Origin of the sequence: uncultured Erythrobacter sp. (genome assembly GCF_947502395.1) — a bacterium.
In the GTDB taxonomy this organism is placed as follows: Bacteria; Pseudomonadota; Alphaproteobacteria; order Sphingomonadales; family Sphingomonadaceae; genus Erythrobacter.
Window position 1 is genome coordinate 390,296 of sequence record NZ_CANMZM010000001.1, and the last position, 25,085, is coordinate 415,380.

Consider the following 25,085-nt stretch of genomic DNA (forward strand, 5'->3'; position numbering starts at 1 on the left):
TGAGACAATTGTCGAATGATCCTTAATAGACTTGCCTCGTTTGCCCTTTTGGCCACTGCGACACTAGGTTTGGGAACGCTTTCACAGCTTGGACCTACGACACCGGCGAAGGCGCAGGTTGCAGCTCGTGATGGGATCGCATTTGATGCCTATTTGGAGCGAATAAAGGCTCGGGCACGGGCTGAAGGGGTGTCGGAGCGCACGCTTCAACGGATGGCCTCTGGGCTAACACCGAACCCACGTGTGATCCGTTTGGATCAAGGGCAACCGGGTCGCCCGACAAGGCGCGGCTATCCTGCGATGGCCCCTTATATTGCGACCCATGTCAATTCGACTCGCATCAATGGCGGTAAGCGGGTTTATCAAAGTAGCAGTGGCATCTTGCGAGCGGTCGAACGTGAATACGGTGTGCCCGGAAAGATCATCGTTGCCATCTTTGGTCATGAGACCAGCTACGGCCGCATTCGCGGAAACTTCGATCTGTCGCGGAGCTTGGCGACACTCGCTTGGGAAGGGCGTCGCCGGGAGCTTTTCGAAGGGGAGTGGGTTGCGCTGATGAAAGTGGCGGATCGTGGGTATTCCCGATCCGAACTCGTCGGAAGCTATGCCGGCGCATTCGGTAATCCGCAATTCCTGCCTTCTGTCTATTTGCGTCTGGCAACCGATGGCGACGGAGATGGTCGCGCTAACATCTTCAACAACCGCGCAGATACTTTCGCTTCGATTGCAAATTACTTCCGCGATGCCGGTTGGCGCACCGGTCAACCATGGGGTGTTCGCGCCTCAGTCCCGCGCGGCTTTGATGTAGACGCGTACAAGAACAAACTGATGTCACCGGTGTGTTCGCGCGTCCATGAGCGACACAGCCAATGGAAGACTGTTGCAGAATGGCGCGCTCTCGGCGTGCAACCACAGCGCCCACTTCCAGACGACACTCTTACTTCGCTGTTTCAGCCCGATGGTCCTGGACAGCCTGCATGGCTGCTGACCGGTAACTACCGTGTTATCCTCGAATACAACTGTTCGAACTATTATGCGATGAGCGTTGGATTGTTGGCGGACGAAATCGTGAACTAAGCTGTAGGCGGCTCTCGCTTCCCCGAGAGTGAGTGCTTATGGTAACGCCAATGACAGGGCTTGGAATTCTTGAAAGCACGCCGAGGCGGGTCGGAGGCTTTGTCGCCTTCCTGGCGTTTGCATTGGCTGCACAGGAAGCGGCTGCGCAATCTCGGCCACCAGTCCCATCCAGCGAAGAATTGCCTATCGCTCTATTGGTTGATGTGACCAACGATCAGGTACTGTTCGCGCGCGAAGAGCACCGGCGGTTCGTCCCGGCCTCGATCACGAAGGCAATGACGCTACTCCACGCCTTTGAGTTGATTGAGGACGGCAATCTTGACCCGCGTCAGCAATTCCAGATGCGTGCAGAAACCTGGGCCGAGTGGCACCGCAAGGGTTCAACCATGTTCATCGGCGCAGAGGACAGGGTGCCTGTCGATGATCTTTTAATGGGGATCGCCAATGTTTCCGCCAACGATGGTTCAATCGCCCTAGCCGAAGGGCAGGCCGGATCGATTGAGAATTGGCTCGACGGTATGAATGCAAGAGCCCAGGCGCTGGGTATGACCAGCAGCCACTTTGGTACTCCCAATGGCTGGCCCGATGAGGGACGTACCTTCACTACGGCCTCTGACCTAGTACGCTTGGCGAAGGCTTTGGCCGCCAACCATCCGCAGAAGTACGCACGCTACGTTGGTAAGGAAGGCTTTCGCTACAACAATATCGCCCAAAGCAACCGGGACCCCATGATCGGTGTCGTCGAGGGGGCTGACGGTATCAAAACCGGCTATACCAATGAGTCCGGTTTGGGCTATCTTGGATCGGCCATGCGCGCTGGGCAGAGGCTTGTTGTGGTTGTTGCTGGAACCAATCGGCAAATCATCCGCGCTGAGGCTGCACGAGGGCTAATCGAATGGGGCTTTGCCGAATTCGAACAGGTTCAGGTGGCTCGCATGGGCCAGAGAATGGGTTCCGCCCGTGTCCAGAATGGGAATAGAGGCAAGGTCATGCTTGAGACTGCCCGCCCTGTGCTCGTAAATGTGCCGCGCGGTCAAACCAATGAGATGCAAGTCTCAATTTCTTATGACGGCCCCTTGCGCGCCCCGATTGTGGCGGGATCAGTAGTCGCTACTCTCCTGGTCCAAGCGCCAGGACAAGAGCCAGCCCGGATCCCGCTCCTCGCTGAGCACAGCGTTCAACAGGCGGGCTTCGTTGCGCGCATATGGAATGGCGTTAGGGGGTGGTTCTCATGAGCAAGGGCATCACTCCAGGAAAGTTCATTGCGCTCGAAGGCGGGGAGGGTACTGGCAAGTCGACCCAAGGGCGGTTGCTTGCAGAAGCCTTGCGCAAAACACATGGACTTGACGTCGTTGTAACGAGGGAGCCCGGCGGCACGCCTGGTGCTGAGGCTATTCGCGCACTTCTACTCGCTCCACCGGGACAGGGATGGAACGCGCAATCGGAGGCCCTTCTGTTTGCCGCAGCAAGGGCTGATCATGTGGCGCGTCTTATCCGACCCAAAACGCTCGAAGGCATTTGGGTGATTAGCGACCGTTTCGTCGACTCAAGCCGGGCCTACCAGGGCGGGGCAGGGGGCCTTGGGGATACGACGATTCAGGCTCTTCATGGGTTTGGTAGTGCGGGCATACGCCCTGATTTGACCATTCTACTCGAAGTAGACGAAGTGGCGCGGCTCGAACGTCTTGCCGCACGCGACGGCGATGAAAGCGATGCAATCGGCGGGCGCAGCGCGGACTATCATGATGCCGTCGCGATGAGCTTTCGGACGCTCGCCAATGCCGACCCAGAGGGATTTCGAGTTGTAGACGGAACCGGAACCCCCGTTGAGGTGCACGCCCGTGTCATGGGTGCGATAGCCCCCCTATTGCTGGATCAAGCATCGTGAATGCACGCACCGTTCCCAACTGGCCCAATCACGACGAGGCGTGGCAGGAGTGGAAGAGCGCTATGAACAGCGCACGGATGCACCATGGCTGGATCCTTGCCGGAAAGAAGGGCCTTGGAAAACTCGCCTTTGCCCAAGCTGCTGCACGCGAATTGGTTGCGGAGGATGGCATTCCTCAACCGCCGGGAGAACATCCAGATATTCTAACAGTGACATATGGGCCCAAAGACAAGAAGGCGCAATCGGCCTTCGAAGCCGGTAAGGCGTACGAGTTGGCTCGCAGCATCCGGATTGCACAAATCCGCGAGATGCAACGCCGCTTGACGGTGCGTCCAACCCTTGGTGCCCGCCGCGTCGTGATCATCAACCCGGCCGATGATATGGAACGCGCGACCTCCAATGCTCTGCTGAAGAGCCTAGAGGAGCCACCTGAAGGCACATTCTTTATCTTGGTGACGCATCGGCCTGCTCGGCTTTTACCAACGATCAGGTCACGATGTCGCATCTTGCGTTTCCCTGCGCTGACTGATGACCAGCTCGCCAAGATGTTGACCGATGCAGGCGAACGCAGTGATTTTGATGCTGCCATTTGCGCGGCCGAGGGATCGTTTGGCGCTGCACTGCAATTCGCCGAGCAGGATCTTGGCCCTATTGCAGCGCAGATCGATCGGCTCCTTAGCCAGGGTGATCGGGATATGACCGGACGCGGAGAACTCTCTCGCCTCATTGGCCCACGTGCGGATCGGGAGCGATTGAGCGCAGTTTTCGAGCTCGCACAGTCCATTGTTGCCAATCGTGCCCGTTCGTCAGAGGGCCCCCGACAACGGGCCGCCTTAGTAGAAGCACATAGGGAACTGGTGACGCTTGCGGGCCAAGCACCAAGCTATAATTTCGACACCGGCTTGCTCTGCCTTGAAATCGGCACCTTGCTCTACCGAGCGCACGTCGCTAGCGAGCACGCCCATGGCTGAACCCTATTACATTACCACCGCGATCAACTATCCAAACGGGCGTCCGCATATTGGGCACGCTTATGAAGGGATTGCTGCGGACGTCATCGCACGCTTTCAACGCCTGCAAGGGCGCGATGTCCGATTTCAGACAGGGACCGATGAGCACGGTCTAAAAATGGCGCGCAAGGCCGAAGAACAAGGCCGTACCCCGCGTGAGCTTGCCGATGAAATGGCCGGTCACTTCCGTGAGATGGACGAACGGCTAAATATCAGTTTTGACCGTTTCATTCGCACTGTTGAGCCCGATCACCACAGCGCAAGCCAAGCCATTTGGCAACGTATGGAAGAAGCAGGAGACCTCTATCTCGATCGCTATGAGGGTTGGTATTCGGTTCGCGATGAAGCCTATTACGATGAGAGCGAGCTAAAAGAGGGCGAGGGCGGTGAAAAGCTCTCCCCGCAAGACACTCCTGTAGAATGGACTGTTGAAGAAAGCTGGTTCTTCCGGCTTTCCCAATATCAAGAACCGCTCCTTGAACTGCTGAAATCCCCAGGTTTTCTGGAGCCCGCAAGTCGCCGGAATGAAATGATCGCCTTTGTTGAACAAGGTCTACGCGATCTTTCGGTGAGTCGCACCAGCTTTGACTGGGGCGTGAGAGTTCCGGGGTCTGACAATCATGTGATGTATGTCTGGGTCGATGCGCTTACCAATTATCTTACAGGGCTTGGTTACCCTGACGACACGGAAAACATGGCCAAGTTCTGGCCCGCTGACCTGCATTTAATCGGCAAAGACATTGTCCGTTTCCACACGATCTATTGGCCAGCATTTTTGATGAGCGCGAAGCTGCCGCTGCCCAAAAAAGTGTTTGGTCATGGATTCTTGCTTAACAAAGGACAGAAAGAATCGAAGTCGCTTGGTAACGTCACCGACCCGCTGTCACTCGCGGATCAGTTTGGGGTGGACACCTTGCGCTACTTCCTAATTCGGGAGGTCTCGTTCGGAAAAGATGGGTCTTACTCGCCCGAAGCGATCGTCGAGCGGGCCAATGGCGAACTGGGGAATGCCTTTGGTAACCTCGCCCAGCGTACTTTAGGGTTCATGGCCAAGAACCTCGATGGCCACCTTCCTGAAATCCATGGGCACACCGAAGCCGATACTGAGCTTTTCGAGGTTGTCGATAAGGCAATCTCGAAAGATGTCCCGCAAGCTTTTGAGGACTTGGCACTTCAGCAAGCAGTTGAACTTTGGCTTCGGGCTGTCTTTGCCTGCAATGCTTATATCGATGCAGAAGCGCCTTGGGCGCTGCGCAAGACCGATCCAGACCGTATGGAGACCGTGCTCGCCACGCTCTATATCTGCATCGCTCAACTTGCGACCGCTATCCAGCCTGTGATTCCTGCGAGCACGCGAAAACTCCTGGATATGATGGGCGTACCAGAGGATTGCCGGACTTATGCGGGTATTCGCTCGCACTGGTATTCACCTCTGGCAGAGAGCGGATTTCAGATCGAAAAACCAAGCCCCTTGTTCCCCCGCCTTGAGCTACCCGAAGCCGAGGAAGGTGCCTGATGCTGATCGATAGTCACTGTCATCTCGAGTATAAGGGCCTTGTTGAAGACCAATCAGGGGTACTGTCGCGTGCGCGAGAGGCGGGGGTGGGGGCGTTCCTAAACATCTCTACCAAACAGTCTGAATGGCAACAGGTCGTTTCAACAGCCAACCGAGAACCCGACGTCTTCGCCAGTGTTGGAATTCACCCGCACGAGGCGGATGAACATGAGGACCTTGGGCGCGCCTCGCTTCTGGAAGCCACGCGAGATGCTCGCGTTATCGGTATTGGTGAAACCGGGCTGGACTACTTTTACGAGTATTCTGACCGCGAAGTTCAAGCCAAGCTGTTCCGGATGCACATTGATGTCGCGCGTGAGACTGGATTGCCGGTAATTATCCATACCCGCGATGCTGAAGACGACACTTACGAGATTCTAGTCGATGAAATGGAGAAGGGGGCTTTTCCGGCACTGATACATTGCTTCACAGCCTCGGCAGATTTTGGCCGTAAGGTTCTCGATCTAGGATTGACGATTTCGCTTTCTGGCATCGTAACATTTAAGAATGCCAAGGACTTGCAGGCTGTTGCTCAAGAAGTCCCTGATAACCGGCTACTGGTCGAAACCGACAGTCCTTTTCTGGCACCGGTCCCACATCGCGGCAAATCCTGCGAACCAGCATTCGTTGCCGACACAGCGCGGTTTTTGGCCGAACTGCGAGGCACGGAGCCGAAGACTCTGGCCGAACATACCACCCGCAACTTCATCAAGCTGTTCACAAAGGCGAAGCTGTGAAGTTCATCATGCTTGGCTCTGGCACGTCAATGGGTGTGCCGCGCATAGGAGGAGAGGATGGGACGGGTGATTGGGGCGCTTGCGACCCCAATGAGCCGCGCAACCGAAGATCCCGCGTGTCTATTGCTATCGAGAGCAACGACGGTTCGCGCATTCTCATAGACACAAGCTCCGATTGTAGAGCACAGCTTCTGGCGAATAAAATCAATCGCTTGGATGCGGTATTTTGGACGCATGATCATGCTGATCATTGTCACGGGATTGATGATCTTCGTGTCCTTCGCTATGGCCGTGGTGGTCCAATTCCTGGCTATGCTCACGCCGAAACTGTTCGCAGGTTACGTCAGCGTTTTGGTTATGTCTTCGCAAGCCAGGAAGGTTATCCAACGATGTGCACCATCGACACATTGGATCGATTGCGCATGGTCGCCGGTTTTGGTGTTGAATGGTGTCAGATGGAGCACGGACCGGGCGAAACGACCGGCTTTCGATTTGAAGCCGATGGGAAATCAATCGCGTATACAACCGATTTTTCGGCGATTTCCGACGATATGATTGACCTTTGCGATACGGTCGACATCCTCGTGAGCGATTGCCTGAGGCGTGAACCGCATCCAACCCATGCGCATCTTGCGATGGCGATTGAGCTAGCAGAGCGATCTGGTGCAAGGGAGCTTGTTCTCAGTCATCTCGACAAGAGTATGGACTATCAAACCTTATGCGACGAAGTTCCCGACTTCGTGACGGTTGGATATGACGGATTGGAGATGGTAGCATGAATGACGGGATGATCATTTCGATCGTCGCGATGCTTGGCTGGCTGATCTTGGCCGCGAGTGCGCTTGCTAGCTTTAAGCTTGGCTGGGGAAAGATGGCACAGTTGGCCTTGGTTTGGCTGGCGATCTTTGTCGGTCTGTTCGTTATTGCGGATCTGTTTGGGGCGAAGCTGCCTGGCTAGGGCTCTCTCCAAGACATCGCACTATTTAACATAATATATATTATCATCCTTATAGAGGCTGCCAAAGATCATCGCCAATGTCTCAACCTGACACTCCTCCTCAGATCGACCGGCTCCTGACAATCATGGCTCGCCTGCGTGATCCAGAGCGCGGATGCGAATGGGACACCGCTCAAAGCTTCGAGACGATTGCTCCTTACACGATAGAAGAAGCATACGAGGTCGCTGACGCAATTGAGCGCAAGGATATGAGTGATCTCAAATCTGAACTCGGAGATCTACTGTTACAGGTCGTGTTTCATGCTCAAATGGCCTCAGAAGCGGGACATTTCTCATTTGAAGATGTCGCCCGATCGATCAGCGACAAGATGGAAAGCCGACATCCACATATCTTCGGGAGCGAAAGTGGAATGATGACCGGCGAACGTTGGGAGGACATCAAGGCGTCCGAGCGGGCCGAAACTGGAGAAACAAGCGCGCTCGACGGCGTTGCAAATGCACTTCCGGCCTTAATGCGTTCGGAAAAGCTCCAGAAGCGCGCGGCGCGAGTTGGCTTTGAATGGGATGATCTCAAAGGCCCCAAGGCCAAACTTGCAGAAGAACTCGAAGAACTCGAGGCCGCAGATGCGCCTGACAAACTGATGGAAGCTGGCGATGTCTTGTTCGTCGCGGTAAACATTGTTCGGCGGTACGGTGTCGATGCAGAAGAAGCGCTTAGGGCATCCAACAGCAAGTTTGAGAGCCGGTTTCGAATGATGGAGGAAATGGCATCCACTGATGGTCACGATTTTGCAGAACTGTCATTGGATCGGCAGGAAGCATATTGGAAAAAGGTGAAAGAAACGGAAAAAGTAATTTAATCTCAAACCTATAGCGTCGCATACTGCCCCATCTCTTTGGGATTGAGACGCACTGTCATTCGCCTCAATGGGCCCTGCTCCCCTTCCCCGGCATCTTCATCTTCTAGAACATCACCATGTGCATGGAGCCAAGCAATGCGGCGACCATCTGTAACCGGCAAAGTCACTGTGACCTCGCTCGCCTGCTCTGTCAGAATTTCGGCAATTCGAGCTTCAAGCTGCTCTAAACCCTGACCTTTTTCGGCTGAGACCAGAACTGCGTCTTGTCCGACAGTAGCCTCGCGTAGCTCTTCCGCCCTCTCATCATCAAGCAAGTCAGCCTTGTTCCAAACCTCGAAAATGGGGATGTCGCTTTGACCTGTTTCGGCATCTACCACGCCAAGATCGGCAAGAACTTCCATAACTTGCTTCTTCTGCGCGGCGTGAGCCGGATTGGCCATGTCACGCACATGGCAGATGATATCGGCACCGGTTACTTCTTCCAGGGTCGCGCGGAAGGCAGCAACGAGTTGTGTCGGGAGATCCGAGATGAAACCTACCGTATCCGAGAGGATTGCTTTCTCGACACCGGGCAGGCCTATGGCTCGCATGGTGGGATCAAGCGTCGCAAAGAGAAGGTCTTCCGCCATCACCTCTGCTCCTGTGAGGTAATTGAAAAGTGTGGACTTTCCTGCATTGGTATAGCCGACAAGCGCAATCACCGGCCATGGTGCCCTACCCCGCCGTTCACGGTGGAGCTGACGGGTCTTGCGCACTTGCTCAAGTTCCCGACGGAGCCTGCCCATGCGCTGACGGATCATTCGTCTGTCGGCTTCAATCTGGGTTTCACCCGGGCCACCCAGGAACCCAAAGCCCCCGCGCTGTCTCTCAAGGTGAGTCCATGAACGCACAAGCCGACTTTGCTGATAGTCAAGGTGAGCCAGTTCAACCTGTAGACGGCCTTCGGCCGTCGCTGCGCGTTCGCCAAAGATCTCCAAGATTAACCCCGTACGATCAATCACTTTACGTTTGAGTTTATCTTCAAGATTGCGTTGTTGGATCGGGCTAAGCGCACCATCGACGATCACAAGCTCGCATTCGTATTGCTCGCACCAAGTGGCAATATTTGTGACCTGGCCGGACCCAAACAAAGTGTTGGGCTGCATCTGACGCACGGGTAAAACGGTGCTGTGCGCGATGATTACACCGATCGCGAGCGCCAGACCTTCTGCCTCAGCGAGTCTCTCCTTGGCATCAAGGTCATATGAAAGCCTCTTGATATCTGGGCACAGGACTAGGCAGCGCGCACCGCGCGTTACCTCATCCATCAAGGTTTCATCAAAACTCAGTAGTCATTCTCATAGTCATCGTCCTCGTCGTCTCCCTCAAAATCGGGATCATCCGAGAGGTCCACGGGACTTGCCGGTTGGATCGTTGAGACAGCATGCTTGTAAGCAAGCTGCACCGCGCCATCACGCTCAAGCAACATGCAGAAAAGATCGAATGCCGCGATCCGTCCTTGGAGCATTACACCATTCACAAGGAACATGGTCACCTGAACGCCAGAATCGCTCACCCGACTAAGGAAGACATCTTGGAGCAAGCGCTGCTTACCAGAGCCATTCCGGTTGCCGAATTGTTCAGCATCCACGCTGGCACCGGGCATGATCGTCGAGATTGCGTGTTTATAGACCAACTGTGATTGGCCATCGCGGCGCAACAGGATCGAAAAGTTGTCGAACCAAGTGACAATACCCTGAAGTTTAACGCCTTTTACAAGAAACATGGTGACGGGAGTCTTGTTCTTGCGAAGAAGGTTGAGGAACGCGTCCTGCAAATTGCCTTGTTGCTTCCCAGCCCCGCCAATAGAGCGGGTGGGCTGCACTTCAGCCGGGGTTGGACGAGGGCGCGGGGAGAGAGTTCGCCCACTGGACATATTATGCTCCTATTTTTGGCGGCCGTCTTTACGGTCCGCGATGTCATCGTTTCGTAATGTTATATCGAAGCAATGCAGTCCTATAATGGGCCTTGCAATCCAAAGCCGCAATGGTTGATTCTTCGGCAATCCGGAGAAACTACGAATTCATCGGGCTTTGCTTCGCAATTACTTCCGCTCAACCTCGCGCCGATCGGCCATCCCTAGAAGCTTGAGCTTGCGGTGAAGTGCGGAGCGCTCCATTCCAATGAAGGTTGCTGTCTTGGAGATGTTCCCAGAAAAACGGCGGATCTGAATTGTGAGATATTCCCGTTCGAAGCTCTCGCGGGCCTCTCGCAGAGGCACGCCCATCATCGCTGTAAGGCCCTCTCCCGAGTTTGCCAGGCGTCCGCCGGTAATTTCTGAGGGAAGCATATCAGTCTCAACGGTCGTTAAACGATCGCGCGGAGTCATTATGATTGTTCTTTCAACGACATTGCGCAGCTGTCGTACATTACCAGGCCAATCATAGGCTTGGAGGGCAGCCATGGCCTCTTCGCTTATCGCAGGTGGAGCAATGCCTTGGTCACTCGAATAGCGAGTGAAGAAATGCTCTGCGAGTGCCGGAATATCGTCGCGTCGCTCTGAGAGCGAGGGAATAGCAACCGGCACAACGTTGAGGCGGTAGAAGAGGTCTTCGCGGAAACGCTTTTCCTCCATTTCCGCGGCCAGGTCGCCGGAGGTGGAAGAGACCACGCGCACATCTACGCCGATTTGGCGCGTCCCGCCAACGCGCACAAAACTTTGATCCGTAAGGACCCGCAAGATGCGAGCTTGGGTAGACAAAGGCATATCGGCAACCTCGTCAAGGTATAGCGTACCTCCGTCTGCCAGCTCCAAGAGGCCTGGCTTAACCTGCCGACCATCGACCTCTTCACCAAACAATTCATGCTCAAAGCGCTCCGGTGTGATCCGAGCTGAGTTTACCAGGACAAAGGCCGCATCAGCACGGCCGCTCCAAGCATGGAGCATGCGTGCAGCAACCTCCTTACCAGCTCCAGCAGGTCCAGAGATCATGACCCGGCTGCCGGTGTTGGCAACGCGCTTTAGCGTTGCACGAACGGCGTTGATCGCTGACGAGTTCCCTGTGAAATCGGGATCACCCCAGCTCGATTCCCGCAACTGATTGTTTTCACGACGCAACCTTTCCGTCTCAGTCGCGCGCTCTACCAATAACAACAAGCGTTCAGCTTCAAAGGGTTTCTCGATGAAGTCCATGGCCCCGCGGCCGACAGCAGAGACAGCAGTGTCGATATTGCCGTGGCCCGAGAAGATAATCACCGGGAGATCAGGTTCGCGCGCTTTGATAGCATCAAGCGTTTCAAGCCCGTCCATTTCACTGCCATGAAGCCAGACATCGAGCAGTACCAAGCTTGGTCTGCGTTCATCAACCGCGGCCAGTGCGCTGGTTGAATCGGCGGCTGTGCGACACTCATAGCCTTCATCACCCAGAACGCCGGCGACAAGATCACGAATATCGCGTTCGTCATCAACAATAAGGATATCAAGCGCCATGCGCATCTCCATGAAGTGTATTGGCTTTTAGACCGGAGTGAGGTGAATTCTTTGGGATATGTGGTGTTAAGCTCATGATACGTCCCCCTCCCCCGAAGGTTCTGGAGAACGCGCGAACCGCAATGTGACCCGCGTTCCACCGCCAGGAGCGCTGGCAAAACTCATATCGCCGCCGTGCTCATCGACAATCTTGTTCACGATGGCGAGGCCGAGACCTGTGCCCTTTTCACGCGTGGTCACATAGGGTTCGACGATCCGTTCACGGTCCGTGGGAAGTCCGATCCCATTGTCCTCAACCACGATCACAATTCGGTCACCTTCGCCCCTCATGCTTACCGCCACGCGTCCACGGTAGTCGGGTTCAGCCTCACTGCTGCGCGCCTCAACGGCTTCGACAGCGTTCTTTAGAACATTGGTCATTGCCTGACCGAGCTGATGCCTATCGCATTCGATTTCCCGTTCAGGCAAGGCGCCTGCATCCAATTCGAAGCGCACCTGAGAATGCGCGACTTCCTGCAAAAACAAAGCTTGCCGCACGAGGTCCAATGAGTCCTCAGGTCTGAAAACCGGTTTGGGAAGTCGTGCAAATGACGAGAACTCGTCTACCATCTTTCGAAGGTCGCCAACCTGGCGGACGATTGTGCTGGTCAACTCGTCGAACAGCTTGCCCTCATCATCACTCACCTGCTTGCGATAGCGACGCTTGAGCCGCTCAGTCGCGAGCTGGATAGGCGTAAGCGGGTTCTTGATCTCGTGAGCAATCCGCCGCGCAACATCAGACCACGCAGCCTGCCTTTGATCGAGGAGCTGACGCGTGATGTCCTCAAAAGTGATCACAAAGCCGCGACTTCCCGGCGCAACTGTCACGGCAAGCGTAAACAACTCACCCTTTTGCCCGTGGCTGATGATGGCGCGCTCTTTCTTCTCCCGGATCATTTGAGCAATCTCTGGGGAGAGCGTATCGAGGGGGAGGCCAACCGATCCAGGGTTGTCCTCATCGTCAAACAGCCTTTGCGCGGTTCCGTTCATCAAGAGCACACACGTGTCTTCATCAACGGAGATCACGCCTGCCGTCACCGATTGCAGGACCGCCTCCATGAAGGCGCGACGTTCGTCGATTTGACGGTTGGCGCTCACCAAAGCATCGGTCTGCTTTTCGAGCTGGGAAGTCATGCGGTTGAACGCCCGGTTCAGTAGCCCGATCTCATCCGCTCCGGTCCGCCCCTCCACACGAAGCGCAAAGTTGCCCTGCCCCACTTTGTTGGCAGCGCCGATTAACTCCGTGAGAGGTTCAACCTGACGGTCGGCAAACCGCAATGCGAACCATACGGCTAGCCCGACCAACAGCAGGCTCATCGCTACCAAGGCGATATTAAAACGCAGCTGTAACGTGCGCGCATCGCTAGTGAGCGTTTCGTAGGCTGTGCCAATGGCTTGAGCGCGCTCCCAGGAATTAAATGTGGACTCTTCGGTGGTGCGGGCGTTGTAGAGATAGATACCAGCTTCGCGGTCTATTGGTGCGATGGCCGCGATGCGTTCTGAGCTGCCCTCTACGACCACAAACTGCCCTGCATCCAAGCGAGCCAAAGCCGCTGTGCTGAAGGCAAGCGGGCTATTTCCTTCCATCAAGTTCATGATCGCAGCAGTTCGAAGACTCCCATCCTCAAGCCTTTGAAGGATCGCACTTTCGCTGATCTCGCGACCCTGTGCCTGGAAGGCGTAAAAATCCGGGAAATCCGGATCCGTGATGGGCACACGGCGCAGAATAACGCCCATATCTGCTGCCATGGTGATAGTGCGCTGTTCAACCTGCCGCTGGTTATCGTCGTAGTAGCTTTGCGCCAGCGCGTTCGCGTTCTCCAACAACCCTCGTGATTCATCGGAAAACCAAAAAGCAACGCCCGTTTGGAACAGAAATGCTGCAAATCCGGCGACCAGCAAGGTTGGAACCGCTGCGACCATGGAAAAGAAGAACACCAGTCGCACGTGTAATCGCGCAGTGCTTCCAGCTGCGCGGCTAAGCGCCATCCGCCGGCCAATCAGCACGAGGATGGCCATTGCCGGAACCAGGATTGCAACCAAAAGCAATGACACCTGCAGCGAAGGAAGCGCGCCGGAATCCTGCGGGGTATTCATGTAAGCAAAATAGTTAGCGCTAATCGCCGCTATCAGAGCGACGACAGAAAGCCACTCAAGCACACGAAAGACACTGGCCCTTCGCAAGAAAACTGTGAGTTCGCGCCGCCAACGTGGAGCTTGCCGGGCGTTAAGCGGGTCCTCCGCTTTGCCAGCATCCTCCGCTAATTGCGCGTTGTTAGCCGTTGCCGCATCCATCGTTTCGTTGTTACAGCCCTAGTGTTGCATTTGTGCAAGTCAAAAGTGACATTTTTGCCGCTGACCTGCGTTAAAGCGGTCTTGTGAAGCGATCAGACTCGATCAGCAGTTCAGTGATGCGCTTCCGCAAGGTGTTACGATTGATGCCTAACAACTTCGCCGCGCGCAGCTGATTACCGCCTGTTTGCCGCAAAGCAAACTCGATCAACGGCTTTTCAAAGGCGGCAAGCGCACTGCCATAAACCGTCCCATGCGGTGGATCGTTTCGCAGCAGCCATTGCTCGAGTGCATTGCCAATAGCTGCGTCATGCTGATCCGCTTCCTGGTCGGCTGTAAATATTGCACGCTCTTCACCTAGTGTGTCATCCAAAACCTCGGCATCAATTTCGTCCTTGCGGCTCATGACCGCCAAGCGGTAAATCGCATTCCGAAGCTCACGCACATTTCCGCGCCAATGGCGCTTGGCAAGGCCCTCTGCGCCCTCGGATGTCAGAAGGCGTTGGGGCAGACCGTCTTCGACAGCTTGGGCAAGGAAATGGCGGGCAAGCACTTCGATGTCCTCTCGCCTCTCTCTCAACGGTGGCAGTTCGATTGGTACCACGTTGAGGCGATAGAAAAGATCCTCGCGAAATTTGCCAGCCTCAATCAGAGGCAGGAGATCGCGATTGGTCGCCGCGATGATGCGGACATCGACGGCGATTTCCTGACGCCCACCAACCCTGCGGATCTGGCCGGATTGCAAAGCGCGAAGAAGGCGTGTCTGAGCCTCAGGTGGCATGTCACCGATTTCATCGAGAAACAAAGTCCCGCCATTGGCCTGCTCGAACTTACCAATCGCTTGGACAATCGCGCCAGTGAATGCCCCTTTTTCGTGCCCGAACAGCTCGCTCTCCACGAGGTCATGGGGGATGGCGGCTGTGTTGACCGCGACAAAAGGCCCAGTCCTGCGACTTCCCAATTGGTGGACCGCTTCGGCCACGAGCTCTTTCCCAGTCCCGCTCTCACCCGTGACAAGGACAGTGAGATCATTGCGCAGAACGCGCGCAATCAACCGATAGACGCCCTGCATTGCTGGGCTGCGGCCGACCAGCGGCATGCCATCACCCTCGCCAATTTCCGGCAAAGTGCTTGCACTCGTCTGCCGACTCGCCGCTGCCTGCTTTACCGCGCGGACCAACTCGTCAAGATCGAAGGGCTTTGGGAAGTATTCAAACGCGTCATTGTCGCTTGCCCGAACCGCGGTATCGAGTGTGTTTTGCGCAGACAGAACAATTACAGGCATGTCCGGTGCTGCGTCGCGGACTGCTGACAGGGTTTGCAAGCCGTCTCCGTCCTCAAGCATGACGTCGGTCAACATGACGTCAAAACTAACCGTGCTCAGGTGATCGTCGCGCTGGGCAATGCTGGCGCAGCGACGGATAGCGAACCCTTCATCTTCGAGCGCCGCGGTGATTACAGTCGCAATAGCGCTGTCGTCTTCAACCAGTAGGATCGACCCTGCCATGGTGCCCCTTGCCCTTCTCTCTTAGCGAGTTTTCGCGATGGCCATCGGAAGGTGGACGCGAAACCGCGTGAGCCCTTTCTTGGCGTTACGTTCGTGACTTATCGAACCGTTCATGTCGTGCACCAGCTTGCGCACCAAAGCGAGGCCAAGCCCTTGCCCCGATTGTTTCGAAGACACGAAGGGTTCAAAGATGTGATCGCGCATTGCCGGGTCGACCCCAGGTCCGTTGTCGCTGATCGTGATTTCGATTGGCAAGCGCACCGCTCTGCCAAGTCGGATAGCACTAAACGCGAGGCCGCTTACAAAGCGCGTTCGCACAGTCACTTGACCTTGTCCTGCCGACCTCACTGCATCGCGCGCATTTGAAATCAGGTTTATAAGCACTTGCTCCAAGGCATCGCGATTGGCCAATACCGGTGGTAAGGAGGGATCAAATTCCTCTATGATTTCGACTTTGCAGGTTCCGGCCGCCCTTACAGTAGCAATCGCGCTGCGAATGGCTTCATGCGGGTTGCAGGCTTCGGCGACCTCTGTATTGCGCGCGCCCAATTGCTGCATGCGGTCAATCAGTCTCACAATACGATCAACTTCGTCGGTGATCATCGCTGCAAGCTTGGTGTCAGCTCCGGTGAGCTTCCGTGATGCCAACTGAGCGGCACCGCGGATGGCGGCAAGCGGGTTCTTGATTTCATGCGCAAGGATTGAAGGCGCTCCCATGGTCGACGCCAACTGGTCGTCGTTCCCTGATTCCTCATGGCCGATTTCAGACAAGGTAATGACCCGCCACCCTGGGTGGCTGACAAGAGGAGAAGCGGTTAGATTGATCCGTCTTTCAGCCTCACCCGTCGTTATGGAAATCTCGCGTGCAACCAAGGCGGCATCGCTAGTGCCAAGCCGATGCTCAACCCTGGGATCAAGCGGGCCCATCACATGGAGCATGTTCTTCCCGACCAACTGCTTCGCACTTTTGCCAAGCATGATTTCAGCCGCCTGATTGAGCTCAACAACTTGCAGATTGGGGTCGACTAAAACAACCGCAAAGAGCAATCCAGCGATCTGCTCGGCAGCGCCCGGCCGCGCGGGGTCGAAGCTCGACAGGTCGGAGAGTTCAGCCATGAGGGGTAGGAATCACGGTCACGCCGCTCTGGCGGTGCGGCCAAGGAATGGTTCGTAAAAACGTTCTATTTCACCCAGCACTTCATCAGGGTTGTCGATGAAGTTCGCCTTGTGGCGGAACTCCGCAGAGCCATGCATGCCTTTGGTATACCAGCCCAAATGCTTGCGCGCGATCTTGGTACCCACATCACGGCCATAGTGATCGAGCATGCGGTGATAGTGTTCAATGAACGTCGAATACTGCTCGTCGAAATTGGGCGTGGGGATCGTCTGACCGGTGCGCCACCAATGCATGACCTGGCCAAGCAGCCACGGTTTGCCGTAAGCGCCCCGCCCGATCATCAGGCCATCGGCACGCGACTGCTCAAGCGCTTGAGAAGCATCCTCAATCGTGCAGATATCGCCATTGACGATAACAGGAATGGAAACAGCTTCCTTGACCTTGCGAACAAAGGACCAATCTGCATTGCCTTTGTACATCTGATTACGCGTCCGTCCGTGGACGGTGATCATCTTGACGCCTAGGTCTTCGGCAATCCTTGCCATTTCAGGCGCGTTGAGGCTTTGGTGATCCCAACCCATGCGCATTTTGACCGTTACGGGCACATTGACGGCCTTCACCGTCGCCGCCATCAATTTGGTCGCCGTGGGCACCTCGCGCATCAAAGCAGATCCCGCAAGCTGGCCTACGACCTTGCGCACAGGGCACCCAAAATTGATATCGATGATCGCTGCGCCATTGCCTTCTTGCAGCTTGGCGGCCTCGCCCATGGAGGAGGGATCACAGCCGACAAGCTGCATCGACACAGGCTCTTCGGTTTTGTCCCATTCGGTTTTTTGGAGCGATTGGCGCGTTTCACGGATGGCTGCCTCACTGGCGACCATCTCGGTCACATTGAGGCCAGAGCCATAGCGTCGCACAAGCGTACGAAACGGCATGTCCGTTACGCCAGTCATGGGCGCGAGCAACACAGGTTGATCAATCGTCACAGGTCCGATCTGAATCGGCTTGAGCGGTGGAGGTGTTGGAATATTGGACATGGTGAATTGGGGTATCAGTTCGCACGAGTGCTTAAAATTTGTGCAGCGCATAGTGGATTGCTAATCTTGCGTCCAGACCTTAAGCGCAGCCCACTATGTCGCGTCCCTCTTCATTGCCCTCATTTGGCGCCTTGATTGTTGCGGCAGGCAAAGGACTTCGCGTCGGTGGGGAGACACCGAAGCAGTTCCGGGAGTTTCGTGGTCTCCCTGTGCTAAGACATTCGGCCATGCGTTTGGTTGAGGCAGGCGCAAGCCCTCTGATTGTAGTGATTGCTCATGGTGCAGAAAGCCATGCGAATGACGCTCTGAAAGGTCTTGAAGGATATCAACTCATCCAAGGTGGAGCGACGAGGCAAAAGTCTGTGCGTGCGGGTCTTGAGGCAATGGCCGACAACCCTCCTGAGCATGTCCTTATCCATGATGCTGCACGGCCTGACTTGCCTGCAAATGTGATTGAAGCTCTTGTCGACGCACTCGAAACTCATCCGGGTGCAATCCCGACATTGCCGGTCGTGGACAGCCTAGCGGTGGCGAGTGAAGAGGGGACTATGGCCGCCTCTGCCGAGCGAGAGGCTCTACGGCGTGTCCAGACCCCCCAAGCCTTTCGCTTCCGAGACATTCTCGCCGCACACCGCGCATGGGATGGATCAGACGATGCTGGTGACGATGCTCAGGTTCTCGCAGCAAGCGGAGGTTCAGTTGCCCTCGTGCAAGGCGATGAGCGCTTGAAGAAGATCACTTTTGCGCAAGACCTGGGGAGTGTCGCTCAGATGCCAATCATGCGGATAGGCCAAGGCTACGATGTTCATCGGCTCGAAGAAGGCGAAGATCTATGGCTCGGCGGTGTCAAAATTGAACATACACACGGCCTTGCCGGACATTCGGATGCTGATGTCGCGCTTCATGCGCTCACCGATGCTGTCCTTGGCGGGATCGGTGACGGGGATATCGGCACTCATTTCCCACCTAGCGACGCACAGTGGAAGGGTGCCCGATCCGGGCAGTTTCTAGAACACGCTGTGAAGCTCGCCAAAGATCAGGGTTATGCGGTCGGCAACATCGATCTCACTATCATTTGCGAAGCACCCAAAATTGGCCCACATCGCCCCGCTATGCGCTCTGAAGTGGCTCGGCTCACCGGGCTTCAAGAGAATGCGGTTAGCATCAAGGCAACTACCACTGAAAAACTTGGCTTCACAGGGCGCGGCGAGGGCATTGCCGCGCAGGCCATCGTATTGCTCTTTGCATTGGAGACATCGTCATGAAGACCAGAATTGGCACAGCCGCTTTGGCCTTTGCCGCCCTCGCCTCATCCCAAGGAGCAATGGCTCAGCAAGCGTGCGTTGAACCAAGCGATCTGGGTGACACAATCACCTATGCAATGCCGATGCTATATGAAACAGTTGAGGGGCCTTGCTCCACGGTGTTCGCCGAAAATTCCTTCATGACCAATGAAGCGGACGCTTTCATCGACGAGTTCCGCGGCCAACAAGACGCGGCGTGGCCGGGCACGCTCCGTTTGCTTCAGGTGTTCATGGCAGCCGATGCAACTAAAGAAGGCGGCTTGGATAATGGAATGGCACAAGCCATTTCTCAACTGCCACCTGAAACGCTGCGCCCCCTTGTGGACGTGATCATTGGTCAAATGATCATGGATCAATTGGCAGCTGACATCAAAGTGAGCACATGCGGTGACATCGCAGAGGCAATGGAACTCATCGCGCCACTCCCACCAGAAAACATCTCAGGCCTTGCCGTGTTCATTGCAGAGCGTGTGGACATTGATGAGCCCGCGATTTGCGGTGTGGTGCGAAAAGCCAAGCTCACAGAAACCGCGCAAGCGGAGTAGTCCAAAAATGAGTGACTACCTCCTTGCCGATGACATTACTGACCTCGCGATCCGCGTGATCGAGGAAAACGCGAAAGCGGGGCGCTTGGTTGCGACCGCAGAGAGTTGCACCGGCGGTCTTGTTGCCGGAGCCCTCACGGAAATTGCAGGCTCATCAGCCGTGCTGGATCGCGGCTTTGTCACTTATTCCAACGAAGCCAAGATGGAAGCTCTTGGTGTCGCACAGGATATCATTGAGACCTTTGGCGCCGTTTCAATCGCCTGTGTCTGGGCGATGGCTCAAGGTGCACTGGAACGATCAAACGCCGATGTCGCCGTCGCGGTCAGCGGAGTGGCGGGGCCCGGTGGAGGCACACAGCTAAAGCCGGTCGGAACAGTGGTATTCGCCCGTGCCTACCGAAATCAGGAAGGCGAACCCGAGGGAGAACTTAAACATTTCGAGGGCGGCGAAGGGCCAGGTGGACGCGCCGCAATCCGGCGTCAGGCTACGCTTTGCGCACTTGAGTTATTGCTGCCATAAAGCTCGCCAGCGCGCATCTCAAAAGCCGCAACCATCTTGCGAAAGGCCCGGTCAAAATACTGACCGGCGAGTGCCTGAAAAACGCGGTTCCTGAACTCAAAATCGACCGCAAAATCAATCTCGCAAGTCGTCTCATCGACCACGCGAAAGGTCCACACGTTATCGAGGTCGGACAGAGGTCCGTCGACATAGTGGACCGCTATCTGTTTCGGGCGGTCCTTCAAAACTCGAGAGGTGAAGGTCTCACGGATCGATTTGAATCCCACCACCATGTCGGCGAGCATTTCAGTCTCATTGTCAGAGCGCACCCTGGTCGCAATAACCCACGGCAGAAACTCGCGGTACTTTGCAACGTCCGCCACAAGGTCGAACATTTGTTCTGCGCTGTAGGGCAGCCTACGGGTTTCTCGAATTCCAACCATTAGACGCTAAGATGGTCACGCTTGCGAAGCTTCTCCTCGCGCGCCTTCTTCATCTCCGCAAAGTCATCGCCTGCGTGATAGCTCGAACGGGTGAGCGGGCTTGATGCGACTTGGAGGAAGCCCTTGGCGCGGCCGATTGAACCGTAGGCATTGAACGCCTTGGGCGTCACAAACTCCTCCACCTTGGCGTGCCTAGGCGTGGGTTGGAGGTATTGACCCATGGTGATGAAATCGACCTCTGCGGAGCGCATGTCATCCATGACCTGGTGCACTTCGAGACGTTCTTCGCCTAAGCCGAGCATAATGCCGGATTTGGTGAAGATCAGTGGGTTGTGCGCCTTCACCTCTTCCAGGAGACGAAGCGACGCATAGTAACGCGCGCCGGGGCGAATGGTCGGATAGAGGCGCGGCACTGTTTCGAGATTGTGGTTGTAAACATCCGGCCCGGCTTCGCAGATTGCTTCAACGGCGGCGCGCATCTTGCCACGGAAGTCCGGGGTAAGAATCTCGATTGTTGTATCTGGGGTATTCCGCCGAAGTGCTTCTATCACCTTCACGAACTGGCCTGCCCCGCCATCGGGCAGATCATCGCGGTCAACACTGGTAATGACGATATGTTCAAGCCCCATCTTAGCCGCCGCCACAGCAGTATTTTCCGGCTCCATTGGGTCAACTGCGCGCGGCATTCCGGTCTTCACATTGCAGAATGCGCAGGCTCTTGTGCAAACATCGCCAAGGATCATGACCGTCGCATGTTTCTTTGACCAACACTCGCCAATGTTAGGGCACGCGGCCTCTTCACACACAGTGTTGAGGTTGAGTTCCCGCATCAGTTTGCGTGTCTCGTGGTAGCCCTTGCTGACCGGGGCGCGCACACGGATCCAATCCGGTTTGCGCTGCCGCTGTGGCCGCTCATCTTCCGGCGTTTTGGTTGGTGTGTTGGAGAGGTCGTTCATGCGTGCCCATTTAGGCGCGTTGCCGCTCCGCCGCAAGACGAGTGCCACATATGCCGCTTGGCTTATGCCAACGGGGCTGCGCACACTTTTGCAAAAAGTAATAGTAGGGTTGAGATTTTCCTGCCACGGACCGCGCCATGTTAGAAACTGCAATTCAGACGTTCACTTCGCCTGTGGTCTTGTTCTTCGTACTCGGCCTGTTTGCGGCATTCGTCCGATCTGATCTAGCCATTCCCGAACCGATAGCCAAGGCAATGTCGCTCTATCTCATGGCGGCGATTGGTCTCAAAGGGGGAGTGGCTGTCTCCAAATCCGGCATCGATGCGACCGTGGTCTCTGCGCTTGGCGCGGGGATTGTTGCAGGTTTTTTGCTCCCCTTCTTCGCCTATGGCGTGCTCAAGACATTTGGAAAACTTAACCGGATCAACTCCGGAGCGGTTGCTGCCCACTATGGCTCCATCAGCGTCGTGACTTTTGTGACTGCGACTGAGATCCTCACCGGACAGGCACGCGAGCCGGGTGGCTATATGGTTGCCGTCATGGCGGCAATGGAGGCTCCTGCAATTCTCAGTGGCCTCATCCTGGCCCGCGGCTTGGGCAGCAAGAGCGGCACCCAAAGTACAGGTGAGATGCTACATGAGGTTTTCACGAATTCATCGATCATGCTCCTCTTGGGCGCATTCGTGGTCGGCATGATTGGTGGTGAGCAGGGGTTTGGAGAGGTAAGCCCTTTCTTCGAGGCTGGTTTCAAAGGTGTATTGTGCATTTTCCTCCTCGACATGGGCCTCATCGCGGCGCGCCGTATGATCGATGCGCGGGCCGTCACATGGCGGCTTGGCGCGATTGCGATCTTCCTGCCCATTGTGAATGGTCTAGTGGGAACTGCGCTAGGCGTAGGGATCGGGCTCGACACAGGTTCTTCGGCAGCACTCGGCGTATTGTGTGCCAGTGCGAGTTATATCGCGGTGCCAGCGGCGATGCGCTTAGCCCTGCCCGAAGCTGATCCGGGGATTTACCTAACCATGTCGCTCAGCATAACCTTCCCTTTCAACGTGCTTATCAATATCGGAGTGATTAGCGCTTTTGCAGCAATGCTAACTAGCGTGAATGGAGGGATACCATGATTGAAACAGTCACTCGGAAAAGGATAGAAATCCTGACTGACAAGGCGCTGCAAAAGCACGTGACCGATGCGATCGACCGGGTGGGCATTACAGGGTGGACCATCCTTCCAGTGGATAGCGGCAAGGGACGCGAAGGTGTCTGGCGCGAAGAAAGTGTTATGGGCACGGATAAGGTGTTTGTCCTCACCATTGCTGCGGAAGACAAAGCGATGGCTCTTGCCGAAGAGCTAGCACCTATGCTTACAGATTTCGGCTTTATCCTGAGCATGTGGGATGTGCAGGTCATAAGGGGTGAACGGTTCTCATAACTGCCGTCCCCCGTTTTGGGAGGAACTGGACGTGCCGGAATATGCCGAGCTGCTGAAAGGCTATCGCCGCTTTCGAGAAGAAACCTACCCTCGCCAGAAAGAGCGTTTCGACCAAACTGTTGCGGAAGGTCAGCATCCCAAACTTCTGATTATAGGCTGCTCGGATAGCCGAGTAGATCCCGCACAGATATTTGATGTGGATCCAGGTGATATTTTCGTTGTCCGAAATGTTGCTGCGCTCGTCCCTCCTTTCGAGATAACGTCGGGCCAGCATGGCGTTTCGGCGGCGGTCGAATTCGCTGTCCAGATGCTCGAAGTTGCTCAGATAGTCGTTATGGGACATGGCCGGTGTGGCGGCTGCCAGGCAGCGCTTACTAAAGCCTTTGAAAATGCTGAGCACGGAGAAGGCGCATTCATCGCGAACTGGGTTGGTCTACTAGATGAGGCGCGCGATAGAGTTGCGGAGAAGTACGGAACATCGGGTCGCAAAGCGGAGTTGGCAATGGAATTCGCCGCAATCCGACAAAGTCTCGCCAATCTTCGCACTTTCCCATGGCTCGCGGACAAGGAACACGCCGGAAAATTGAAACTCCGCGGTGCACATTTTTCCATTGTGGAGGGTGTGCTGTATTCACTCGACGAAGAGACTGGAGAATTCCTTCCGGAGGGCTGAGGCCAGAACGAAATCGATTTCGCAAAGAAAAAGGGCGCTTAACTATCGTCCAGCGCCCTTCTCCATCATTTGGTCAACTGACTGATTCGGTTGTCTCAGCTGTTACGGGAGCTGAAGAAGGCGTGATCGATGGTGTCCCTGCAGATTCAACTTCCAATTGGTTAGCGTAAGCTGTCCAAAGTTGCGCAATCGGCATGCGAGTTCCCGAAACGCGGTTCAAGCTTGCACGCGCGCCGGAAAAATCACCAACACCGATTTGCGCTATTGCAAGCCGGGTAAGCTCTTCATTGGCATTGACCGCAGGCATAGTAAGCGAGCGCTCGTAGAAACGAGCAGCCTTGTCGTATTGGCCATAGCTAAGGAACGCATCCCCCGCCGCGACAATCGTCCTCAATCCGGCATCCGCTGCTCCAGCATCGCGTTCGAGAGCAGGAAGATCCGCACGATCCGACGCGATCCGGTCATTTGCAATGCCGAGTGCCTCGGCGATAAACAGATTGCTCTCAGTGATTACACCTGCAGCTTGCCCTTCTTCGATCACTTCCTTAACCTCGCTTGGCAAGCGACGGGCGTCGGCGACCTCTACATAGAAGTCGTAATCGGAAGCGTCTGAAAGGGCGCCGGTGCGGCGTGAAAGGCGAAACAAGTCCAGCATCTCGCCAGCTTCAAAATCGTTGAGGTTGCGCGCGATATTGATCGCATCTCGCCAATTGGCGTCCGTCGGATAGTCGCTGAGCCACATCGTCACAATCTCATAGACCGTTGGTGTAACTTCATTCTCATAGGCTACAGTGATGCCGCGGCGGTACCACGTCTCGTCAACTGCAAGACCTTGCGACTTTTGCGTGTTGATCGCGTCCATAAGATAGGTGAATCCGGCGTCATACTCGCCGCCAGCAAAGAAGCTTTCCATCATCGCAACACGAAGACTCGAAGCGGTGATAGTCTCAGTCGTGAAATTGTTGTCTATTGCCGCTTGCAGATAAGTCCGCGCCAATGGCTGCTGATTTTGTGCGTTTGCAAGCTGATAGGCGATAAAGTTAAAGCGACCGACGTTTTCGGCAGGCACCATTCCGCTTGAGAGCATAGTTTGCATGCCGCGCAGCTGTAGCGGCCGATCCTGCAGCTTAATGCCTGCGTTGAAGATCATGTTGCCACCAGCAAACTTCTCGTCATTGGTGTTTAGAGTGGTGGCGAGTGTGTCGAGCTGCGGGCGAATTCCTGAAAGGTCTGCCCCCTCAGCCTTCAACAACTCATCAAGCGGTCCATAGACTTCGCGAAATTCATTCGAATACCCGCCACCGTCGTTCGCATTTTCATCACGATCGCGATCGCGATCGCGATCCCGGTCGCGACGTTGCGCGCTTGCTTCGGTTGGGAATACGGCGGTTGTTACCACCGCGCCGCCGGTCGCCAAGGCGATGGCGAGAGCGAGCGAAGAGGAACGCTTGCGCGAGATAAGTGTAATCATTCTAGTTACCCTCCAGCAATGGATTGGATTGGCCGCATTCTCATCATTAGACACGGATTGAAGGTGAATCTGCGCGGCTCAATGAACGAGCGCGAGTGTGATTGCAATTTCCGAGTAGATCAAGGGGGCTGAATAGCGTTTGAATGGAGTGTAAAATCGGCTTTACATAATCGGAAATTCCGGGAGGATGCCTCTTTAGAAACACCAATTTTG

General features: G+C 55.5%; 25 protein-coding genes. 15 read left to right on the top strand and 10 right to left on the bottom strand.

Going from position 1 to position 25,085, the window contains the following annotated elements:
• The first annotated feature begins 15 nt into the window (after positions 1-15).
• The 9 genes from Q0778_RS01805 to mazG all read left to right on the top strand — a co-directional run bounded on the left by Q0778_RS01805 (position 16) and on the right by mazG (position 8,085).
• On the top strand, positions 16-1,077 hold the full coding sequence (locus Q0778_RS01805; protein WP_298333571.1) for a lytic transglycosylase domain-containing protein: 1,062 nt from the start codon (positions 16-18) through the stop codon (positions 1,075-1,077).
• A gap of 50 nt (positions 1,078-1,127) precedes the next feature.
• Positions 1,128-2,312, top strand: a complete 1,185-nt coding sequence (locus Q0778_RS01810) for a D-alanyl-D-alanine carboxypeptidase family protein (protein ID WP_298333573.1) — start codon at positions 1,128-1,130, stop codon at positions 2,310-2,312.
• Positions 2,309-2,965, top strand: a complete 657-nt coding sequence (gene tmk, locus Q0778_RS01815) for a dTMP kinase (RefSeq protein WP_298333575.1) — start codon at positions 2,309-2,311, stop codon at positions 2,963-2,965. The genes Q0778_RS01810 and tmk overlap by 4 nt, the downstream gene beginning before the upstream one ends.
• The gene (locus Q0778_RS01820) at positions 2,962-3,936 is read left to right on the top strand and encodes an AAA family ATPase (protein ID WP_298333577.1); all 975 of its coding nucleotides are present in this window, start codon (positions 2,962-2,964) and stop codon (positions 3,934-3,936) included. Before tmk ends, Q0778_RS01820 begins: the two co-directional genes overlap by 4 nt.
• Entirely contained in the window at positions 3,929-5,491 is a 1,563-nt protein-coding gene (gene metG, locus Q0778_RS01825) for a methionine--tRNA ligase (protein ID WP_298333579.1), read from the top strand. Before Q0778_RS01820 ends, metG begins: the two co-directional genes overlap by 8 nt.
• Positions 5,491-6,267 carry a TatD family hydrolase gene (locus Q0778_RS01830; RefSeq protein WP_298333581.1) on the top strand — a complete coding sequence of 259 codons (777 nt, stop codon included), beginning with the start codon at positions 5,491-5,493 and terminating at the stop codon, positions 6,265-6,267. The genes metG and Q0778_RS01830 overlap by 1 nt, the downstream gene beginning before the upstream one ends.
• Complete coding sequence (locus tag Q0778_RS01835) at positions 6,264-7,046, top strand: MBL fold metallo-hydrolase (protein ID WP_298333582.1); 783 nt, start codon at positions 6,264-6,266, stop codon at positions 7,044-7,046. The genes Q0778_RS01830 and Q0778_RS01835 overlap by 4 nt, the downstream gene beginning before the upstream one ends.
• Entirely contained in the window at positions 7,043-7,225 is a 183-nt protein-coding gene (locus tag Q0778_RS01840) for a hypothetical protein (protein WP_298333584.1), read from the top strand. Before Q0778_RS01835 ends, Q0778_RS01840 begins: the two co-directional genes overlap by 4 nt.
• A 77-nt stretch (positions 7,226-7,302) precedes the next feature.
• Complete coding sequence (gene mazG, locus Q0778_RS01845; RefSeq protein ID WP_298333586.1) at positions 7,303-8,085, top strand: nucleoside triphosphate pyrophosphohydrolase; 783 nt, start codon at positions 7,303-7,305, stop codon at positions 8,083-8,085.
• A gap of 8 nt (positions 8,086-8,093) precedes the next feature.
• On the opposite strand, the gene hflX is transcribed toward mazG, so the two are convergent.
• The 7 genes from hflX to dusB form a co-directional block, all read right to left on the bottom strand.
• The gene (gene hflX, locus Q0778_RS01850; RefSeq protein WP_298333588.1) at positions 8,094-9,392 is read right to left on the bottom strand and encodes a GTPase HflX; all 1,299 of its coding nucleotides are present in this window, start codon (positions 9,390-9,392) and stop codon (positions 8,094-8,096) included.
• A gap of 17 nt (positions 9,393-9,409) precedes the next feature.
• Positions 9,410-10,000: an RNA chaperone Hfq gene (gene hfq / locus Q0778_RS01855; protein ID WP_298305236.1), complete on the bottom strand. Its 591-nt coding sequence runs from the start codon at positions 9,998-10,000 to the stop codon at positions 9,410-9,412.
• Between the two features lie 168 nt (positions 10,001-10,168).
• Complete coding sequence (locus tag Q0778_RS01860; protein ID WP_298305233.1) at positions 10,169-11,554, bottom strand: sigma-54 dependent transcriptional regulator; 1,386 nt, start codon at positions 11,552-11,554, stop codon at positions 10,169-10,171.
• A 72-nt stretch (positions 11,555-11,626) separates the two neighbouring features.
• Positions 11,627-13,888: an ATP-binding protein gene (locus tag Q0778_RS01865; protein WP_298305230.1), complete on the bottom strand. Its 2,262-nt coding sequence runs from the start codon at positions 13,886-13,888 to the stop codon at positions 11,627-11,629.
• Positions 13,889-13,958: 70 nt separating this feature from the next.
• Positions 13,959-15,392, bottom strand: a complete 1,434-nt coding sequence (gene ntrC / locus Q0778_RS01870; RefSeq protein ID WP_298333589.1) for a nitrogen regulation protein NR(I) — start codon at positions 15,390-15,392, stop codon at positions 13,959-13,961.
• Positions 15,393-15,413: 21 nt separating this feature from the next.
• The gene (locus Q0778_RS01875; RefSeq protein ID WP_298333591.1) at positions 15,414-16,508 is read right to left on the bottom strand and encodes an ATP-binding protein; all 1,095 of its coding nucleotides are present in this window, start codon (positions 16,506-16,508) and stop codon (positions 15,414-15,416) included.
• Between the two features lie 18 nt (positions 16,509-16,526).
• Complete coding sequence (gene dusB, locus Q0778_RS01880; protein WP_298333594.1) at positions 16,527-17,549, bottom strand: tRNA dihydrouridine synthase DusB; 1,023 nt, start codon at positions 17,547-17,549, stop codon at positions 16,527-16,529.
• Positions 17,550-17,644: 95 nt separating this feature from the next.
• Here dusB and Q0778_RS01885 point away from each other — a divergent pair, with 95 nt between their 5' ends.
• Genes Q0778_RS01885 through Q0778_RS01895 form a run of 3 tightly spaced genes read left to right on the top strand, consistent with a single transcriptional unit; the run spans position 17,645 to position 19,918 of the window.
• Positions 17,645-18,814, top strand: coding sequence for a bifunctional 2-C-methyl-D-erythritol 4-phosphate cytidylyltransferase/2-C-methyl-D-erythritol 2,4-cyclodiphosphate synthase (locus Q0778_RS01885; protein ID WP_298333596.1), 1,170 nt, complete (start codon positions 17,645-17,647; stop codon positions 18,812-18,814).
• Entirely contained in the window at positions 18,811-19,398 is a 588-nt protein-coding gene (locus tag Q0778_RS01890; protein WP_298333598.1) for a hypothetical protein, read from the top strand. The genes Q0778_RS01885 and Q0778_RS01890 overlap by 4 nt, the downstream gene beginning before the upstream one ends.
• A 7-nt stretch (positions 19,399-19,405) precedes the next feature.
• Positions 19,406-19,918 (top strand): CinA family protein, encoded by a 513-nt coding sequence (locus Q0778_RS01895; protein WP_298333600.1) that lies wholly within the window; start codon positions 19,406-19,408, stop codon positions 19,916-19,918.
• On the opposite strand, the gene Q0778_RS01900 is transcribed toward Q0778_RS01895, so the two are convergent.
• Together Q0778_RS01900 and lipA are read right to left on the bottom strand one after the other, a co-directional pair.
• Positions 19,879-20,340: a type II toxin-antitoxin system RatA family toxin gene (locus Q0778_RS01900; protein WP_298333602.1), complete on the bottom strand. Its 462-nt coding sequence runs from the start codon at positions 20,338-20,340 to the stop codon at positions 19,879-19,881. The genes Q0778_RS01895 and Q0778_RS01900 overlap by 40 nt on opposite strands.
• Positions 20,340-21,296 (bottom strand): lipoyl synthase, encoded by a 957-nt coding sequence (gene lipA / locus Q0778_RS01905; protein ID WP_298333604.1) that lies wholly within the window; start codon positions 21,294-21,296, stop codon positions 20,340-20,342. The genes Q0778_RS01900 and lipA overlap by 1 nt, the downstream gene beginning before the upstream one ends.
• A 137-nt stretch (positions 21,297-21,433) precedes the next feature.
• On the opposite strand from lipA, the gene Q0778_RS01910 reads away from it, so the two are divergent.
• From Q0778_RS01910 to Q0778_RS01920, 3 genes are read left to right on the top strand one after another with little or no spacing between them, the layout of a single operon-like run.
• The gene (locus Q0778_RS01910) at positions 21,434-22,420 is read left to right on the top strand and encodes a sodium-dependent bicarbonate transport family permease (protein ID WP_298333606.1); all 987 of its coding nucleotides are present in this window, start codon (positions 21,434-21,436) and stop codon (positions 22,418-22,420) included.
• Complete coding sequence (locus Q0778_RS01915; RefSeq protein ID WP_298333608.1) at positions 22,417-22,728, top strand: transcriptional regulator; 312 nt, start codon at positions 22,417-22,419, stop codon at positions 22,726-22,728. Before Q0778_RS01910 ends, Q0778_RS01915 begins: the two co-directional genes overlap by 4 nt.
• A gap of 31 nt (positions 22,729-22,759) precedes the next feature.
• Complete coding sequence (locus Q0778_RS01920; RefSeq protein ID WP_298305200.1) at positions 22,760-23,401, top strand: carbonic anhydrase; 642 nt, start codon at positions 22,760-22,762, stop codon at positions 23,399-23,401.
• Between the two features lie 73 nt (positions 23,402-23,474).
• Here Q0778_RS01920 and Q0778_RS01925 read toward each other — a convergent pair whose 3' ends face one another.
• Entirely contained in the window at positions 23,475-24,872 is a 1,398-nt protein-coding gene (locus tag Q0778_RS01925; protein ID WP_298305197.1) for a hypothetical protein, read from the bottom strand.
• Positions 24,873-25,085: the final 213 nt, after the last annotated feature.